We start from the raw sequence: 17,927 nt of genomic DNA on the forward strand, positions 1-17,927 counted from the left end.
GCTCCTTTACTTACCAATTCTAAAGAGTCCAAACCTTTTTTTGAAACCAAACTAGCGTATCGCCTGGGGACATTGGTTGCGATAAATGGTATTGAATTATCTTTTGCGAAATTTACCAAGGGCGCATAGTCCGTTTTATAATTATCCCAAGCTTTCCCGTCTTTGATCAAAGTTTTCTCTTTAATCAGCCCAGATAAATATTCATCAACAATCAGCTGATTGTCTTTTTCAAACATTTCAGCACCCAATACAATTTCATTATCTTTTAAAGAGGCTAGTTTACTTGTTAGTTCTACTTGTAACCAATGTGCTATAGGATTGTTATGTAATTCTCCAAAAAACACAACATCATATTTCAGCAAAGAATCCGCCATTGTCTCAAATGAAACACGATGCCCTTCTTTATCAAAAATCTCATAAGGCTTTAAAGCATCCTGAGCTTTTAGGTTCATAAATACTACTAACACAAAAATATAAAAAACTATTTTTTTCATCTGATTCAATTTCTCTATTAAGATCCTCTAAAATAAAAAAACTGCATTCATTTCAATTGATTACAGTTTTTTATTTAGGGGTATTTTTATTTTTTTATTCTGCCAAAATTCTTTGAAAAAGAAACTTTGGATTTCCTTTATCTAGATTCTCATCGTAAAAACTTGTAAAAGCCAACTTAAAAAATACTCCCTCAGTAGATTTGATAATATAATACTGATCTTGTACAATATTATAAGTAAAAGTGGCGAAATCTAATTTTTTCCAATCACTTCCAACAGCGTCTACTTCCTCACTTAATGTAATTTTCACAGCATCTTGATAAGTAATATCATCATAAGCTATAAATGTTTCATTTGCCCCTTCTATTTCTTCTTTATTCAATCTGATAGCAGTGGTTTGTGATTTATTTATCAACGCACCTGTTAAACTATAAGGAACCAAAGTACCCGATCCGTCATCCGTTCTTCCATTGTAATTAGCCAATACGATATCCCAACCATCAATACCTTGTGCATGATCTTTGGTATCGTCCCAAACGTCTAATTTCACAAAGGCCTCGTCATTATAATGCACTCCTAAAACATCTGCATTTGACGTTTCTGAAGCGGCATCTAAATCTACAAAAACCTGACGATTATAGTCCAATTGAATTTGCTCTACTTGCTGGGTATGGTGATTGAAACCTTCCACAAAAACCTCTGGGCTACTGTGTAAAGAAACTTGTAAACTATAAGAAGAACCATCTAAACCCAGCTCTTGAGGAATGATCGGATCTGTATCTTCACCACATGCCATAAGCAAGAAAAAACATAGTATACTTGTAATAATTGAATTTTTCATTTTTTAGATATTTAGTAATTAATTGATTTTTATTAAATTTTATTTAGGTTGTATTTTATGGATATAAAAAAGCTGCGTCCCCAAGCAATTAAGCGTCCATCTCCAGATGAATGAGCACCACCTGAAGTTGAGTTCGCAACAGTTTTTACATCCAAAATATTTTTTGCTCCTGCTGTTAGTGTTAACTTTTTATTGAAGAAATTTTTAGTTGTAGAAAAATTCAACATTTGATATCCCTCCACAGAACCTTCTTGGATTTCATCAGTAGCATCTAAGATTAATTGAACACGCTCTCCTGTATATTTATAATCAAATTGCATGGATAGCTCCTGTTTTCTAAACGTATATCCTATCATTCCCGTAAAATCTGTGGCATAACTAAAGTTGAAATTGTTTGAATCTCTCAAATCGTAACCAATTCCGGTGAGAACCACGCCTGTTTGTAACTTAAAATTTTGTACACCATAGTTTAGGGAGATGTTTCCTCCTTGTGTTTTCTTTTCAGAAATATTTCTATAAAAATAAGCTTGGTTGTCTTCCTCACTTGTTGTCAATTCAATGACATCCGTTAAATAATTATAGAAACCAGAAACGTTGAACCTCAACATAGCGGCATCAGAAAAATGAAACGTTTTACTAATATTTCCTGTGATGTTATGCGACGTTTCAGGAAGCAAATCTTGGTTTCCAAAAATCATATGATTGGTATCCACAAAATCCATATACAATTCTTTCATACTAGGTGCTCTGAATCCCTTTGCATATGAAATTCTTGATTGCCATGTTGCATTTGGGTTCCATTTTAAATGAGTAGAATAGATTAAGGGAGCCGTGTACACATTATGATGTAAATACCTGAGTCCGGGTTGAAAGATTAATTTTTCTGTCAACTTCAACTGCACATCAGTCCAAATAGCATTTTCTGTCAAACCATTATTTTCCACTACTTTTTCTCCGCTTCCTTTTTCGTCTGTTAGTTCATAACCTATCTGCCATTTTAACTTTGAAGAAAGGTCGACGCCATGAGATACACGCCCATTTAAAGTTTCAAATGCATCCTCTGTTGCATCTCCTTTTTTAACTTCTGAATTTTGTAAATCATCAACCACATACTCTTGCCCAGTTCTTTTATAGGTATTGTAAGAAAGGAGCCCCGTTAGTGTTTGTTTAGAATTGAACTTGGTAGAAAATTGTCCATAATACGTTACTCTATCTGTCAAAAACTGCGTGTCAATTGCCCTTGGTCCTTCTCTATATTCTCCTTTATAGGTCAAATCCTCTCCGCTAAACCGAACTCCAAACTTGGTGTCAAAACCTTTTATTTTCACACCATAAAATCCTTCTGCATTGATCTGGTTTTTAGGATTCCAATCCATACTCCTATTGGAGGAATTCAAATCATATCCTTCAAAAAATCGATATCCACTAGAAATCCCAAAACTCGACTTGCCGACTTTCCCTTGAAGATTCATGCTTGCATTATACTGGCCCACAGATTCAGCATATGCCGTAGCATTCCCAGATAATGTATAATATTTATTTTTTTTGGTGATGATATTTATAGTTCCGGCCAAAGCATTGGAACCGTAAACAACAGACATCGGACCTTCAATAATTTCAATATGATCTACCTGAGTCATGTCGATCTGGGATAAATCTACATTCCCATCTTGCCTCCCAATAATTGGCATCCCATCAATTAAAAATTTCACATGTTGTCCTTCTAAACCTTGCATTATTATTTGAGACCCCAAAACACCATCTTCAACTAAATTGATATTGGGCTGAAAACGCAATGCATCTCGAACGTTTTGCACTCCTTGTTTCTCCATTTCTTTAGAAGAAAGAACTTGAACTTTATAGATAGACTGATCTACTTTTTGGGGAACTACAGTAGCAGTGACAACAACTTGCTCTAAACTCATTAAATCTTTTTTTAGGCCAATTTTATTACTTGTCTTCTTTTTTAAAGGAAAGGTCTCCGTGATGTACCCCATATAGGAAATTGTAATTTCGGCAGCTTCTATATATTCTATTTTTGCAGTACCCTCAATATCTGCCGCATAATATTTTGGTGCAGAATTCTTTGATACCAAACAGATATGTGCACCGGGCAACGGAAAATTTTCTGTTTTATCTAACACCTGTAGCTGAACAAATTTTTGCGAAAAACTGACAGTTGAAAGTAGTAATAAGAGAATAAGAACAAATTGTCTCATAAATTCTATTTATATTGAGTCCAAATTAATTTAGCACAAAAATAGATGGATCTTACTTTTAAGACTATCGAATTAGGAAAAACTAATATCGAATACAGAAACAATTTTCTTTTAAGAAAATTAGATTACAACATTTAATAACAATCCATTTTGATTTGACCACTTTCCAATAAATAAGAAGTATCATAATTAAAGTTTTCTAACAAAATTGTATCTAAAACTTGCAGTACAGATTTTCCCATTTGTATAGATCCACAAATTAGGATCACGGATTTTTTGTCTAACATTCTTTTCAGAAACTTTTCTTTCGAAGCTAATACATCTTGAACATATAAGTTTTGATCTTCTTGAGAGTAGGCTATGGAAATACTTTTAAGTTTTGATTCTTTAAGATAAGGCTTATACAACTCTAAAGATTTTTCTGTTCTCATTCCTAAAAACATATGAACCGATTGCTTTTTCTTTATTTCATCTATCATTCCAATAAATGGTGCGATACCCGAACCATTTCCCATGAGAATAACGTCTTTTGCTTTTTTAGGAAAATGAAAATCTGTGTTTTGCAGGTTTGCATTTAAAGAGCTATTGACATCGGATTCGTATAAAGAATTTGATACCACTCCTAATTCATGCTTTTTAATGCTCAACAGAATATGCTTATTATATTTGGATATAGAGTAATAACGAACTCTTTGATCTTCGGGTGTTATTCCTAATAAATCTCCTGATTTAAATTTTATTTTTTTGGAAGGTTGTAATTGCAATAAAAAAGTATCGTCAACATTTTTTGCTGTCCTAGACACAATAGACATCTCTATGTTTTTGTTTTTTGTAGCTGTTGGATTTTTTACTGTCAATTCTAAATTATTATTTCTATTCCAAAGAGACAACCATTCAGAAAAAGATTCGTAAGACTGATTGTTAATTTTATGAAGAGGCATCTTTTTAACAAACCCCTCTTTTTTTTGGAGCACTTGGTTTATGTCAATGGCAAATTGACAATAGTCCGTATATTCTTTGGAACCAAAACCTACCACTGCATATTTTAAATTTGAGGTTAATTTCAATTTATTAAGTATCGATAAAAAATGCTTTGCATTAAACGGAGCATCTCCTTCCCCATAAGTCGCGGCAAAAATGATTAAATTTTGTGCGTTTTTGTAAATAGAAACATTGTTCAATTGGTCTAAAAAAACTGTTTTATCAGCTCCTAAAAGAGCCTTGTAAAATTCTTTTGCATAAGAATATGTAGTACCATTTTCTGAACCATATAGAATAATATATTCTGCATCGTCCTTAGAATATTTATTTTCGGTTCTTTTTGATTTTTTTATCCTTTCCATAGAAATTTTAAACCCCGAGTACATAAAATATAAAATAGACACCGAGGTCAATAACAAGACCAAACTCCACCAAAAACTTCCTTGTCCGGTGTGTAAAATCAAACTATAGTAAGAGGCTATTTTTGTGAAAGGATACTCTATTTGAGATTCAACAAATCCCGTTACTTGATTCACCTCAACTTCCGACTTTAACAGATATACGGTATAAAAATCTTCTTGGTCCGTTGAGAAAGGGAACTCTATATGCTTTACTTCTGCTAAAGTGGTTGCGTTGAAAAACCTATCATCTTTATTTGCTTTCTCCTTTGCTATTATTTCTTTTTTAGAAGTATTATTCTGAAAAGACGGTAGCAGGTTAAATTTTTCAAGAGATAGATAAACACCCGTTAGCGTAACAATCATAATAGGTAAAATCACTAATCTTCCAAAAACAACATGTAAATATTGATAAAGTTTTTGATCTATTACTGTTGAAAATATTTTTTTGAAACCACCTTGCCTTTTTAAGACTAGAATAAAGCCTGAAACACTTATTAAAAACAATAAAAATGAGGTCAACCCTACAAAAAACCGACCCGTTTTTTTTAAGAATAAGGAACGATGTAGTGAGGTAGAAAATTGATATACAAACGCCCTGCTCTCTGGATAACCTAATACTTCACCTGTTTTTGGATTTACAAAAGCTTCCTCTAAATTGCCTTCTTGATTGATAAAACTGGCCACAACAGCATCGTTCTTTTGAACCTCAATTGAAATTATTTCATGATGGTTCTTTTTTAAATTTTGAATGGTTTCATCAATTGTGATGGTATGTAATTCCGTTGAATAATCATTTAAAATTTGATTTTCAATAGGCTCAAAAGCCAATACAACACCTGTTAAAGTGGCTATTAATAAAAATAAAGAAGAAGATACAGTCAAAGAAAAATGGCTGTATCTCCAAATAGAAATAATCATTCAATTAATTGTTTTAGTAGATACCAATAAAAGTACCTTCTGCTAAATTTTTCAAAACGGCTCCTTTTTCAAAAGCATTTGGATCTTCAGAGTTGATATCGAATATATATACATTCCCATCAACCCCAGTTGGAGTGATCGACATATAAAACTTTCCGTCTTTTACTACAGCGTTCTGGTATTGCGTCAACCACAAATCTTTTGGCACATTCAAATTGACAACCGTTTTATTATATACATCCACCCTTGCAATACTCCATAACGAAGCATTGAACCAATCATCGCTAAGATCTGTATTTGCATAAGGCACATATCCAATTCCATTCCCAACATAAAACCATCCATTAGAAGCTACATTGAATCCAAGCAAATCAGATAAATTAAAATCATAAGAAGCATCATAATCACCATTGCTAATCTTTAGAATATGGGTATCATAATTATTATCTGGTACCGAAATTATTTGATATACATCGCCTAAATCGTCTGTATAAGCAACTGGTGTTCTGTAACCATTCGTTGCTCCTTGAGCCATATCTGTCGCAATAATTTTAGGATTTGTCAATGTAGGATAATCTAAAACCAAGGTTTCAACATTAGTATACACTGCTCCTGGACATCCGCTACCCGTACATGGATTTTCTGGGCTATAAGCTCCTTTACTTAATCCATAATAAATCTTATCACCTGCAATAACCGGTGAATCAACTCTATTCGTATAGTTGTAGTGATCATAATCTGTACCCTCCACATTTATTGTATACGGAACCAAATCGTTATCACTTACTGGAATGGCAATGTTTTCAATCGCTCCAAAAGAAAGGTTTTCTAAATCAACACTCATTACATTCAATTGCACATCAGACCTGACAAACTTTGTTGGATCGTTTGCATCAAATACTCGAACTGCATTAGAACCATCTGCATAATGAATTGAAGCTGAAGACTCACTTGCCTTTGTCCATCTTGGATAAGCTGTACCCATAGCAAATTCAACATTTTTTTCGAATTGCTGCGTATACGTTTGCAATCCATCAACAGAGAATTTATAAATTCTTCCACCTCCATAATCTAAATTGTAAACATACTTTCCATCCGCTGAAGAAAATATTCTTGCCGTTCTAGTGGAAGGCATTTCAAAACCAACTCCAGTGTAATCTACCGTGATTTCACTCCCTACATTTTCATGTGCTTGGGTGTATACTTTGGTTTCACCTGTTGGACTAGCTGAAAGAGCCAAGGTAAAATGTGTTCTTCCTTCTGTAGGTTCTTTCAAATCTAAATCGTCTATTTTTTCCGCATCCTCGCATGAAGTTGTAAATGCCGCTGCAAACAATACTCCGAGCAGTACTTTTTTTGTCGTTAAAAAATTTAATTGTAGGTTTTTCATATTTATATGTTTTAAAAAATTGTGTAATTTATTTTTAAATAAAAAGCGCGTCCCGGCTTTTGAAGGGCATAATTGTCAAAAACTTGTTGGTCAAAAAGGTTTCTTGTATCAAAGGATACACTTGTTTTTTGATCGGGAAACATGTGGGTAACTCCAACATCAAATACAAGTTGCGTAGGAATGATATCTTTTCCTGCACCACCTAATGATTCCCAATCTCTATAGAACCAATGAACATAGCCCAAGTTTGCCGTAAAATTGGTTTTCGTTTTTTTTTGAAATAGGTTTTCTGTCAGATATCTTACATTTCCATTTGCAGTAAAAAATGGAGCGTTTCTTTCCCTATCTTGATACCAAGCATAGGGCAAACCATTTTCATCAAATTGGGTTTTAAATCGTGAATTAAAAACAGAAACGTTTCCATTGAAATCAATTTTTCTTTTGAAAGAATAAAAAAGATCAAGATCAAATCCACTACTGATATAATTGTCATCATTTATATATTCCGTAGTTTCATCTGTACTATCCTCTCGAACATTTAATTTTATTTTATCCTTTGTATCTCTTATAAAGGTGTTTATTTTGAAACTAAAATCATGGACCCCCACAGTGTACGTTCCAAGTGTCAATCCAAGATTTAAGTTCAAACTCTTCTCTGGCTCTAAATCATAATTAGGTTCTAAACTTTCAGCCAAATTCCCAAACAACTCACCAGCAACTGGTAATCTAAAGGTGTTTTCTGCAGAAGTTTGTACTAAAATTTTAGGAGCAATTTTGTATGCCAAAGTGATTCCGTAACCATCTGCACTTACAGATCTATTGATATTATTATAGGCAACGGGATCATTCCCTTCTTTTTTATATTCAACAATTTGAATATTCTGATGAAATCTTTTATAAAAAACCGAAGTCGTTAATTTATTTTTAAAAGAGCTATTATTGAACCCAACTCCGAAAATATTTTTTTTTGTGTATCTAATATCCTCTCTGTCTCTAATATCAACATGTCTCAAGGGATCCTTAGAATCTCTTGTAAATTGATTGTATAGATGGTTTATAGAAATTTTATTATTTGCATTGATTTCATAGGACATATTGACTCTAGCTACTGCGATCTCTTCTACACTTGTTTGCAAAGTAGGATTGCCCGCCTCAGCACCAGAGGCGTATTCATAATACCCTATAAAATTCCCCTCAGAATCATATTTCTTTTTTCTAAGGCCATCCCAATCAAAAATATACGGAATGGTATCTGTTATCTTTCTTGTTAATTTTGAATAAGATGAAAACGCATCGACAGACCATTTTTTATTGGACAAAAAACTTTTATCTCGGTAAGAAAGGCTCGCCAACCTTGTATCCTGAGAATAATTTCTATTCCCGTACACAGATTCCATTGTAGCACCATGTTGAATATCTTTATCCAACTCAGAATAAATAATCCCAAACAACAATTCATCTGCCCAAGATTTATTCATTAGCCCAACTTCTGCTTTTGTTCCAACAGACAAATAGGCATCATGAAATCTTTTTGCTTTCAAGTAAGTAATGTCTCCGGTAGTTGGATTGGTTGTATAAACTTGATTTCCCCAAACTCGATAACTATTATCAGAATAATTGTAAAAACTAGAAGCTCTAAAAATAAAACCTGTCTTTTCATTGTAATAATTTCCTGCAATACTAACTTGATCTGTATTGAAAGATCCCAACGAATAAGAAGCAAATAATTTGTTTTTATTTCCAGTTTTTTTCAAAACTACATTTATAGCACCTCCCAAAGCATCACCAGCCAATTCAATTGGAACAACTCCCTTATACACCTCTATTCTCTCAATTAAATTTGTTGGGATACTCGCTAAAGAAAAAGAAGGGCCAAAGGACTCTATAGGCACACCATCAATAAAAACTCTAATTGCATTTCCTGACAATCCATTGATATTAAAATTCATTCTAGAACCAATTCCACCACTTTGTCGGATACGAACCCCTGAAGATCGATCCAGCACGTCTGCAGCTTGTATAGATTGTAATTCCGAGGCCTTTGTACTAATTGCATTTACAGCAAAACCTCTACTTTCTATTTCTGCTTCTTTAGATTTGCCGAGAACTAAAACTTCCGTCAACTCATTCTCTTCATTAAACTCAAAAGTGTGATTCAATAAAGAGGCTTCTTTATCTACGGTTACAGTAACTTTTTCTGGTTCCTTGCCATAATACTGAAAATAAACAGTGTTCTTTCCTAGCTTCAAACCTGTCAATTCAAAATGACCAGCATGGTCTGAATAGGCATAACTCGGAGAATTCGCAACAAATACAGAAGCCAGCTGAACCGGTGTCCCATTTTTAAAGTTCACCACCCCAGTTACAGAGCATTTTTGTGAAAACCCAAAAGATGTTAACAGTAAGAAGAAAAGAATAGTACAATACTTCATTTCAGTGGCTTTTCTAAGCTATTGGAAAATTTAATTAGTCCTTGGATACAGAGATTATTTAGGCATCATTCTAACGTACCTAATAAAACCGTTTCCTTCCGTTTTTGTCTTGACTGTGTTAGAAGTCAATTCAAATTCCACATCGTCTTTATAATATTCATTGTTCTCCACAGAAGTTTCAAAACGTATTTTATAACCTGCATCTATGGTGGCGTCATCCAAAACAATTGATAGTATCTTTCTTTGGCCACCCGCTATTGTTGCACCCGTTATTGCGTCTATTTTTTGATTAGAAGTTTTATAAAACTCCCACCAGTGATCTACTTCGGGATACCATTCTTTATCATCTCCCAATACTTGCAACGTTTTGGCATAAGAACCATCTGGATTTAATAATGAAACTGAAATATAAGCCCCTTCTCCTGCATAATTTTTCATCTGAATCATGCACTTGTATGCACTATTTTCTTTGGTAGTAAAAGCAACAAAACAAAATACCTCCAGTACTAGAAATACTATTTTCTTCATGATATTACTTTAAAAAATTAATTTTTTGATGTTTCAAAAGCTCGTTCTCTTTTGCCAGCTCATAACAAGTTTCATCAAAATCAGTTGTTATATTTTTATCGGCTCCCTGAGATAGTAAGTCATTGATAATCTCCATATTTTGAGCAGTCATGATTGCCAAATGCAACGCTGTAAGTCCATCTTCGTTCTTCTTATTGATCTCTATTTCAAATTCGCTAATTTCTTTTAGCACCATGCTATTATTAGTTTCCACAGCTAAATGAAGTAAGGTATTCCCATTCTTTTGTGGACTTTCAAAATCAAAACCTCTACTGCCAAGCAATTCAATCTTCGATCTTAATTGCTTTGTATTTCTTCTATTTAACGATTTGATTAAATAATAGGCGCAGTTGTTTCCGTTAGTATCAATAGTCTGAACGTCCGCTTTCTGATCCAGTAAATATTTTACAACCTCAATATCATTTCCTAAAGAATTTGTTAAACAAGATTGCCCTTCTAAATTTTTATGATTGATATTTTTGCTATGCTCAGCTAACCAGCTAACGACTTCCAAAGAATTGCGTTCTGCCGCCTTCATCAAAGGAGTATTACCCTTTTTATCCGGTTTATCTGCTGCTACACCTTGTGATTTAAAATAAGTAAACGTCTCAACATCTTTATTCCCATAAGACAAATTATGAATTGGATTAACACCTTCATTATTTGTGATATTGGCATTCACGCCCAAGAAAACTAAGTATTTAAAATCTTCTAGGGATTGATATCCCTTTCTTGAGCCAGTCGTTGCAAATAGCATGGCATTGCCACCATTTTTATTTACATTTTTATAAGGCAGCCCTCTTGAAATCAACTCATCTAACACTTTTTTATTTCCTCCTTTTGAAGCATAAATAAAAGCACCATTGCCTGCATCATCTACATCCCTTAAATCAGCTCCTTTCGAAACGAAATATTCTATCAAAGAAAAATCTTTTGCGTGTTGCAAGGACAATAACAAAGCATTCGCTCCATGTCCATCTTTATCTTTTGCGACCTCTAAACCAGCATCAATTAATAATTTATAAATTTCTTGATTGGTTTGACCGGTAGCAGCGGCAAAAGTCATCGGAGAATATTGATGCGAATCTTTAATATCAACTGCCGCTTTCATTTTAATTAATTTTTCTACCAAAGCAACATTACCACTATAAGCTGCCCAATATAGGTAGGTTCTTTTATCATGGGTAATCTTTTCAATACTATTTCCTTTGAATGACAATGCAAATTCTATGGTTTCTAAAGGAGCTTTACCAAAGATGGCTTTCACTACAGCATCAAAACTATTTTCGTCAAAAGCGGTAATGTCATTTCCTTCAGCTATTCCAGCTTTTACTTCTTCAATAGTTGTATTAGGTGTCCAGAAAGATCTGCTAAGAAATATATTTTTGTTTTGTGCCCATGAAATGCTGATAAAAGCAATACACAGGAATAGGCTAATTTTTATTTTCATTTTAAATATTTTATTTTTTTATAAAGAATCAACTCGATTGTTTATTCCGTAAGCATTCTCACATACCTAATATATCCAGCCCCTTCAATTTTCTTGTTCAAACCCTCCATTGAAGTAAGCTCTATTTCAATATCTTGCTCGTAGTACGAATTGTCTTCCACAGCTGTTTCAAATCGTAACTTATAGCCTTTTCCAAAAGCATCCTTTGGGATATTAATTTTATTTACAATACGTTTTCCTGGACCTACAGTAGCCCCTGAAATAGCATCTAAGTTGGGTCTATACTTTCCATAAAATTTCCACCAAGAGGGGATTTCTGAAAACCACTCATCATCATCACCCTGAACATAAAGTGTTTTTTTATATTGATTCTCATTGTCCAAGAGAGATATTACTATATAAGCCGCTTCACCAGAATAATTTTTCATCTGAATCATGCATTTTACAGAAGTTGTATTGACAAGTTTGTTAAAACTCAACAATGAAAAAACAACGGTAACAGCAATTAGAATTTTAAGTTTCATTTTTTAAAAAAAATTACTTTACAAAGGATTCAATGATCGCATCAATTTGACTTGCCTCAGAAACCTCATCTTTGAATAAATGTTTGTATAAAGCCTTATTATCAACTTTAGTTTCCAAGTTTAAATCTGTATTTCTTGCGTAGACCTGGTTCCATTTATTTCTAACAACTTCCCATTTCTCACCATTTTCTGTCCACCATTTTTTAGCAGCAGCACATTTACTATCATCCAATCTCACATAAGTATTATACCCCTTCTCTTTTGCCAATTCAACATCCTCTTTCCCAGAAATACGTATTATTTTTGAATTGTCTTGCTCATGAAGCCATCCATAGCTTGTAATTTCATGACGGTTTCCTCTCAAGGTAACATTGTAATCGCTTCTCTTTGTATATTCTCTTCTTGGCAACGGAGCCGTAGTTGTATTCTCCCAGTAACTTTTTCCGTCTACGTGTACCCAAGTAGCGGTACCTTCATACCTAGGACTATCATCAACTTGATACACTTTCTGTGTCCATTGGTTGTGTACCTCCTTATTTGATTTCTGATCAAACAACCATTCGTTGTGTCCATTAAACATATAAAAGTCATTATTTTCATAGATCCAATCTTGTCTCCAATGCTTTACAATATGAGGATTCGTTGGGTTTCCAACTTGTAGCAAATGCTGAATTGAAATTTTATTTTTTTCATCAACTACTAATCCGGCCCATTCTATTGCAGTGGCAATTTTATCCTCTGATCCTCGGTACAAAGAATCTTTACTATATTCAAAAGTTTCAGTGAAGTTAAAAGTAACCTCAAAACATCCACACATTTCCTTTATGGCATTCTGGTCTTTCTTCTTTTTTGATTGTGCGTTTAAGCTAATTCCTGCCAGTAAAACAGTGGCTAAAAAAACATTTTTTATAGTTCTCATTATTTTGTTTATTTTTATTAAGTCTAAATAATACTTGAGAGCAAAATTATACGAAATGAAGCCTGAAAAAGTTCGAAATGGGAAAATATTTTTACCAATTCGGAAAAAATAAAGAAACCCTTATTTTTAATTAGTTTAAATTAATATTTTTGCAGCGATTTATGATGAGCACTGTACAAGATTTTTATGCCGCTATTAACGAGTCTTCTAGATTAGATTTTTCAACAGAAGAATTTGGTCTTATAAGAGAAGAATACTCCTATAGCCCTAAAAAAGCTATCGGTAAGTATACACAAATCGAATTTAAGACATGGAAAATACAGCATCATAAAATTGATAAAATAAATGATGTTGGGAGGAATTATTTCCTTCGGGAAAAGAATAAATATATCGTGCTTAATATGAATTCCAAAAATTCTTTAGTATGGGCCAGTAAAACACAAAACATTAGACTGGAGCCTCGATCTGGAATATTTTTTAACATCCCTAAAAATCAATTTAAAATTGAAAATCTTGACTCTTTGGATTTTATCATCATCGAATTTAAGGAAGCTTATTTCAACCAAAGTATTTTCAATGATAGCCTACGCAACTATCTGAAAACAATTTTGAACTCTAATGATCGATTTACATTTGAGATAACTCCTAACCTTACTTCTATCATATCAGAAATTTTCAAAAAAAAATCTTTGGGTTTATGCCAGTTAATGGATCTAAATAATAAAGTGTTTGAGTTGCTATCCACTGTTATAGACTTTTCATCTATGCCAAAAAAGGAAACCACCTTACACCCTTATCATAAACAACTAGAAAAAGTAAAAATTCAAATCAATGAAAATTTAGAAACACAATTTTCTATTGAAGCACTTTCGAAAACTGCAGGTTTGAATACCTCCTATCTGAAAAAATATTTTAAAGAATCGTACGGTATCACAATTTTTGAATATTCTCAAAAGAAAAGAATTCAATACGCAAAAAAGCTATTGAAAAAAACAACGTTTACAATAGCTTTTATTTCTGAAAAAGTTGGGTACCAACAAAGTGCCCACTTTTCATATGCTTTCAAAAGAAACACGGGGCTTTCCCCAAATCAATACAGAAAAAAGAATAACTCAACGGTTATTCCTCAGTAGTTCCCCACTCTGTTTTTTGTGGTTTTCTTGACCCTTCATACATATCATAACGTACAAAACGACAATCCAAGTCTCCATTCTTTAAGGGGATTCTTTTTGACGTTCGCAAACCTACATGCTTCAATGCTTGCAAGTCAGATGTGATAAACCAAGCCGTTGAACCAGGATACCCAAATTTTAAGGTATCTCCAATATTTTTATAAAAGCCCTCTAAATCGGCTAACTCCAAACGTTCCCCATAAGGCGGGTTAAACATGATGGTAGTTTTCCCAAAAACTTCTTTTTTTGAGTTGAAAAAGTTCACATGGTGTACTGCAGCAAAATCTGCTAAATTGGCATTTTCAATATTTTCGTTTGCCTTTCTAACTGCTGATGGTGCTTTATCAAAGCCCATGATTTTATAGTGAGGACTGCTTATTTTTTTCAACAAAGAATCTTGAATGATGAAATACAAATCCTCATCATAATCCAACCAATTTTCAAAGGCAAAATGTTTTCTATTGATGTTTGCCGGTATACGACATGCAATCATTGTAGCTTCAATTAAAATAGTACCAGAACCACACATCGGATCAATAAAATTCTCTTCACCAGTATATCCTGATAATAATACCAAACCTGCGGCTAGTACTTCATTTATCGGAGCAATATTTGTAGAACTTCTATATCCTCTTTTATGCAATGAGTCTCCTGAACTATCTAAAGAAACTGTACATAAATCATTTTTGATATGTACATGAATTTTAAGGTTCGGGTATTTTAAATCTACATTGGGTCTTTTGCTATATTTATGACGGTAGTAATCTGCAATAGCATCTTTAGATTTTAAAGAGATATAATGAGAATTCGTTGTAAAATTTCTAGAATTGACAACTGCACCAATAGAAAAAGTTCCATCTACAGATAAATATTTTTCCCATTCAATTTTCTGAAGACTTTTGTACAAATCATCTTCATTCCTTACTCTAAATTTTCGAATCGGTTTTAAAATTCTAATGGCAGTTCTCAATGCAATATTAGCCTTATACATAAAGCCTTTATCTCCTCTAAAACTAACACTCCTATTGGCTACTTCCACATCTTGAGCACCAAGATCCTTCAATTCCTTTTCCAATACTTCTTCTAAACCGAACATGGTTGTAGCAACCATTTTAAAATTATTCTCCATTGTGTACTATTGAATTGCAAAAGTACGGAAATCTAAAGGTTTTGAGCTTATTAATTCTCTCACTATTTCTGATAGTTTCTTTTTCTTAAAAACAAAAAAAATCTCTAATGTTTCCATTAGAGATTTTTATTTCTTTATTGAAGTAAAATTTACACTTCGCTTTCTGGTGCTAATTCAATTTCCAATCCATCCATATCTGGAGTGATGTGTAATTGACATCCTAAACGACTGTTGTCTTCTACATAAAAAGCTTGATCCAACATATCCTCTTCTGCATCTCCCATTTCTGGCAATTCGTGATCAGACTTTACATAACACTGGCAAGAAGCACACATGGCCATTCCACCACAAGTTCCTTCCACAGGCAACTCATAAGCTTTACACAATTCCATGATATTCATCCCCATATCTGTTGGAGCGTCTAATTCGTGAACAACACCTTCTCTATCTGTAATTTTTACTTTAATATCTGACATTTCGTTACTCTATAGTTTTAACAACTGCTTTTTTAGCTTCTTTCTTTTCTCCATCAAATCCTGTAACCCCATTTACCGTAGTATATTTCATTACATATCTTTTTCCTGGATTGATGATATTGTAAGCAAATTGAACTGCAATTGTAGCCTCATGGAAACCACTCAAAATCAATTTCAATTTTCCTGGATATGTATTTACATCTCCAATCGCAAAGATTCCTGGAATGTTTGTTCCATAATCCAATGCATTATTTACAACAATCGCATTTTTCTCAATTTCTAATCCCCAATCAGCAATAGGACCCAATTTAGGTGACAAACCAAATAAAGGAATAAAGTGATCACATTCTTTGATGTTTTCTCCTTCTGTTTTGTGTTTGATCATTACTGATTCAACTTTGTCTGAACCGTGAATTTCTTTCACCTCTGCATCCGTAATCAAATTGATTTTTCCTGCTTTAGATAATTCAGCTACTTTTTCCACTGAATCCAAAGCTCCACGGAAATCTTTTCTTCTATGTACCAAAGATACTTCAGAAGCTACATCCGCTAAGAAAATTGCCCAGTCCAATGCAGAGTCACCTCCACCTGAAATTACAACTCTCTTATCTCTATAAATTTCTGGATCTTTAATAATATACTCAACCCCTTTATCTTCAAAGTCTACAATTTCTTTGATAGGTGGCTTACGAGGCTCAAAAGATCCCAATCCACCCGCAATAAATACTGCAGGTGCATGATGTTTTGTTCCTTTATTTGTAGTAACTACAAAAGTTCCATCCTCCAATTTTTCAATGGTATCTGCTCTTTCACCTAACGTGTAGGTAGGCTCAAATGGCTCTATTTGTGCTGCTAAGTTTTTTACCAAATCACCAGCTAAAATTTCTGGATAAGCAGGAATATCGTAAATAGGTTTCTTTGGATAAATTTCTGTACACTGACCACCCGGTTCAGCTAGAGCATCAATTAAATGACAACGTAATTTTAATAATCCCGCTTCAAATACGGCAAACATTCCAACCGGCCCGGCTCCAATTATTAATATATCTGTTTCAATCATCTTGTAATTATTTTAATTTATTTGGTTTTGCAAAAATCGTAATAAAATACTATTTCGCCTTATACTAATTCAATTATTTCTTCTTCGCTACCAAACCTTTGGTGAATTCGTTCAAAGCTTCCACTTTTTCTTCAAAATCTCCTTTGATAGTTTTTCTATATTCGTTTAAATTCTCAGCCAATTCATTAATATCAGCAGGAATTACCTCTTCAAAAAATTGTCTCAAACGTTTCGCCATGGTAGGTGATTTACCGTTTGTTGATATGGCAATTTTTACGTTCCCTTTTGTTACGATACCTCCCATGTAAAAATCACAGAATGGAGGGTTGTCTGCTAAATTGACAAGAATATTTCTTTCTTTACAATCTGCATGTACTTGTTTGTTTACAGCTTCTAAATCTGTTGTTGCAATTACAATATGTTTGTTTTCTAAAAAACGTACATCATAAGGTTGCTCAAACATTTCAATTCCATGTTTATTCGCTAAGGCAATCGTTTCTTCTCTAAACATTGGAGAAACCATTTGCACTTTTGCTTCTGGACTTGATTTTAACAAGAATGTTAATTTTTCTAACGCCACATTTCCACCTCCTACAATTAATGTATTCAGTTCGGTAACTTTCAAAAAAACAGGATATAATTGATTCTGCATTACAATGATTTTCCTTTTTGAGTTAACAATTGGCTATATAAAACTTCACTTTCCTTTACTGTCTCTCCTACAACAATAATAGATGGATTTGTCAAACCTTTTTCGTTCACAATGTTTAATATGGTATCAATAGTCCCAACTGCCAAACGTTCTTGAGTTTTGGTTCCATTTTCAATAATAGCAACAGGAATCGTATTTTTCCCTTTTGCCTTAAACATATTCACAATATTTTCAAGTTTACTCATCCCCATCAAAATTACGATGGTTGTATTCGAGTTTGCCGCGGCCTCAATATCTTCACT

The 17,927-nt window shown here is 33.4% G+C and carries 16 protein-coding genes; 1 reads left to right on the forward strand and 15 read right to left on the reverse strand.

Features of this window, described 5'->3' with window-relative positions; all coding sequences use genetic code 11:
- From P8H68_RS06870 to P8H68_RS06915, 10 genes are all read right to left on the reverse strand, one after another.
- Positions 1 to 494 (reverse strand): ChaN family lipoprotein (locus P8H68_RS06870; RefSeq protein ID WP_300322786.1); only part of this gene is annotated, 494 nt, incomplete at its 3' end.
- Positions 495 to 588: 94 nt separating this feature from the next.
- Positions 589 to 1,335, reverse strand: coding sequence for an HmuY family protein (locus P8H68_RS06875; protein WP_300322788.1), 747 nt, complete (start codon positions 1,333 to 1,335; stop codon positions 589 to 591).
- Positions 1,336 to 1,367: 32 nt separating this feature from the next.
- A complete protein-coding gene (locus tag P8H68_RS06880; RefSeq protein ID WP_300322790.1) occupies positions 1,368 to 3,554 on the reverse strand; it encodes a TonB-dependent receptor in 2,187 nt (728 codons plus the stop codon).
- Positions 3,555 to 3,688: 134 nt separating this feature from the next.
- On the reverse strand, positions 3,689 to 5,854 hold the full coding sequence (locus P8H68_RS06885; RefSeq protein ID WP_300322792.1) for a PepSY domain-containing protein: 2,166 nt from the start codon (positions 5,852 to 5,854) through the stop codon (positions 3,689 to 3,691).
- Between the two features lie 13 nt (positions 5,855 to 5,867).
- Complete coding sequence (locus P8H68_RS06890; protein WP_300322794.1) at positions 5,868 to 7,244, reverse strand: hypothetical protein; 1,377 nt, start codon at positions 7,242 to 7,244, stop codon at positions 5,868 to 5,870.
- An 11-nt stretch (positions 7,245 to 7,255) separates the two neighbouring features.
- On the reverse strand, positions 7,256 to 9,676 hold the full coding sequence (locus P8H68_RS06895) for a TonB-dependent receptor plug domain-containing protein (RefSeq protein WP_300322796.1): 2,421 nt from the start codon (positions 9,674 to 9,676) through the stop codon (positions 7,256 to 7,258).
- Positions 9,677 to 9,730: 54 nt separating this feature from the next.
- Positions 9,731 to 10,204 carry a DUF2271 domain-containing protein gene (locus P8H68_RS06900; protein WP_300322798.1) on the reverse strand — a complete coding sequence of 158 codons (474 nt, stop codon included), beginning with the start codon at positions 10,202 to 10,204 and terminating at the stop codon, positions 9,731 to 9,733.
- Positions 10,205 to 10,208: 4 nt separating this feature from the next.
- Entirely contained in the window at positions 10,209 to 11,693 is a 1,485-nt protein-coding gene (locus tag P8H68_RS06905; protein WP_300322800.1) for an ankyrin repeat domain-containing protein, read from the reverse strand.
- 41 nt (positions 11,694 to 11,734) lie between these two features.
- Positions 11,735 to 12,217 (reverse strand): DUF2271 domain-containing protein, encoded by a 483-nt coding sequence (locus P8H68_RS06910; RefSeq protein ID WP_300322802.1) that lies wholly within the window; start codon positions 12,215 to 12,217, stop codon positions 11,735 to 11,737.
- 13 nt (positions 12,218 to 12,230) lie between these two features.
- Positions 12,231 to 13,136, reverse strand: a complete 906-nt coding sequence (locus P8H68_RS06915; RefSeq protein WP_300322804.1) for a DUF6607 family protein — start codon at positions 13,134 to 13,136, stop codon at positions 12,231 to 12,233.
- A gap of 149 nt (positions 13,137 to 13,285) precedes the next feature.
- Here P8H68_RS06915 and P8H68_RS06920 point away from each other — a divergent pair, with 149 nt between their 5' ends.
- A complete protein-coding gene (locus P8H68_RS06920; RefSeq protein WP_300322806.1) occupies positions 13,286 to 14,269 on the forward strand; it encodes an AraC family transcriptional regulator in 984 nt (327 codons plus the stop codon).
- On the opposite strand, the gene P8H68_RS06925 is transcribed toward P8H68_RS06920, so the two are convergent.
- The 5 genes from P8H68_RS06925 to P8H68_RS06945 form a co-directional block, all read right to left on the reverse strand.
- Positions 14,256 to 15,437, reverse strand: a complete 1,182-nt coding sequence (locus tag P8H68_RS06925) for a class I SAM-dependent RNA methyltransferase (protein ID WP_300322808.1) — start codon at positions 15,435 to 15,437, stop codon at positions 14,256 to 14,258. The genes P8H68_RS06920 and P8H68_RS06925 overlap by 14 nt on opposite strands.
- A 149-nt stretch (positions 15,438 to 15,586) precedes the next feature.
- Positions 15,587 to 15,913, reverse strand: coding sequence for a 2Fe-2S iron-sulfur cluster-binding protein (locus P8H68_RS06930; protein ID WP_300322810.1), 327 nt, complete (start codon positions 15,911 to 15,913; stop codon positions 15,587 to 15,589).
- A gap of 4 nt (positions 15,914 to 15,917) precedes the next feature.
- On the reverse strand, positions 15,918 to 16,973 hold the full coding sequence (locus P8H68_RS06935) for an NAD(P)/FAD-dependent oxidoreductase (protein ID WP_300322812.1): 1,056 nt from the start codon (positions 16,971 to 16,973) through the stop codon (positions 15,918 to 15,920).
- Positions 16,974 to 17,046: 73 nt separating this feature from the next.
- A complete protein-coding gene (locus P8H68_RS06940) occupies positions 17,047 to 17,625 on the reverse strand; it encodes a bifunctional precorrin-2 dehydrogenase/sirohydrochlorin ferrochelatase (RefSeq protein ID WP_300322813.1) in 579 nt (192 codons plus the stop codon).
- Positions 17,625 to 17,927: SAM-dependent methyltransferase (locus tag P8H68_RS06945; protein WP_300322815.1), on the reverse strand; the 303-nt coding region annotated here is incomplete at its 5' end. The genes P8H68_RS06945 and P8H68_RS06940, both read right to left, overlap by 1 nt.

It is taken from the genome of Flavicella sp., assembly GCF_029238425.1.
Lineage (GTDB): Bacteria > Bacteroidota > Bacteroidia > Flavobacteriales > Flavobacteriaceae > Flavicella.

What these genes read in the sequence shown, in the direction of transcription:
- P8H68_RS06875 (WP_300322788.1), bottom strand. Translation starts at nt 1,335, where the DNA reads ATGAAAAATTCAATTATTACAAGTATACTATGTTTTTTCTTGCTTATG.
- P8H68_RS06880 (WP_300322790.1), bottom strand. Translation starts at nt 3,554, where the DNA reads ATGAGACAATTTGTTCTTATTCTCTTATTACTACTTTCAACTGTCAGT.
- P8H68_RS06885 (WP_300322792.1), bottom strand. Translation starts at nt 5,854, where the DNA reads ATGATTATTTCTATTTGGAGATACAGCCATTTTTCTTTGACTGTATCT.
- P8H68_RS06890 (WP_300322794.1), bottom strand. Translation starts at nt 7,244, where the DNA reads ATGAAAAACCTACAATTAAATTTTTTAACGACAAAAAAAGTACTGCTC.
- P8H68_RS06895 (WP_300322796.1), bottom strand. Translation starts at nt 9,676, where the DNA reads ATGAAGTATTGTACTATTCTTTTCTTCTTACTGTTAACATCTTTTGGG.
- P8H68_RS06900 (WP_300322798.1), bottom strand. Translation starts at nt 10,204, where the DNA reads ATGAAGAAAATAGTATTTCTAGTACTGGAGGTATTTTGTTTTGTTGCT.
- P8H68_RS06905 (WP_300322800.1), bottom strand. Translation starts at nt 11,693, where the DNA reads ATGAAAATAAAAATTAGCCTATTCCTGTGTATTGCTTTTATCAGCATT.
- P8H68_RS06910 (WP_300322802.1), bottom strand. Translation starts at nt 12,217, where the DNA reads ATGAAACTTAAAATTCTAATTGCTGTTACCGTTGTTTTTTCATTGTTG.
- P8H68_RS06915 (WP_300322804.1), bottom strand. Translation starts at nt 13,136, where the DNA reads ATGAGAACTATAAAAAATGTTTTTTTAGCCACTGTTTTACTGGCAGGA.
- P8H68_RS06925 (WP_300322808.1), bottom strand. Translation starts at nt 15,437, where the DNA reads ATGGAGAATAATTTTAAAATGGTTGCTACAACCATGTTCGGTTTAGAA.
- P8H68_RS06930 (WP_300322810.1), bottom strand. Translation starts at nt 15,913, where the DNA reads ATGTCAGATATTAAAGTAAAAATTACAGATAGAGAAGGTGTTGTTCAC.
- P8H68_RS06935 (WP_300322812.1), bottom strand. Translation starts at nt 16,973, where the DNA reads ATGATTGAAACAGATATATTAATAATTGGAGCCGGGCCGGTTGGAATG.
- P8H68_RS06940 (WP_300322813.1), bottom strand. Translation starts at nt 17,625, where the DNA reads ATGCAGAATCAATTATATCCTGTTTTTTTGAAAGTTACCGAACTGAAT.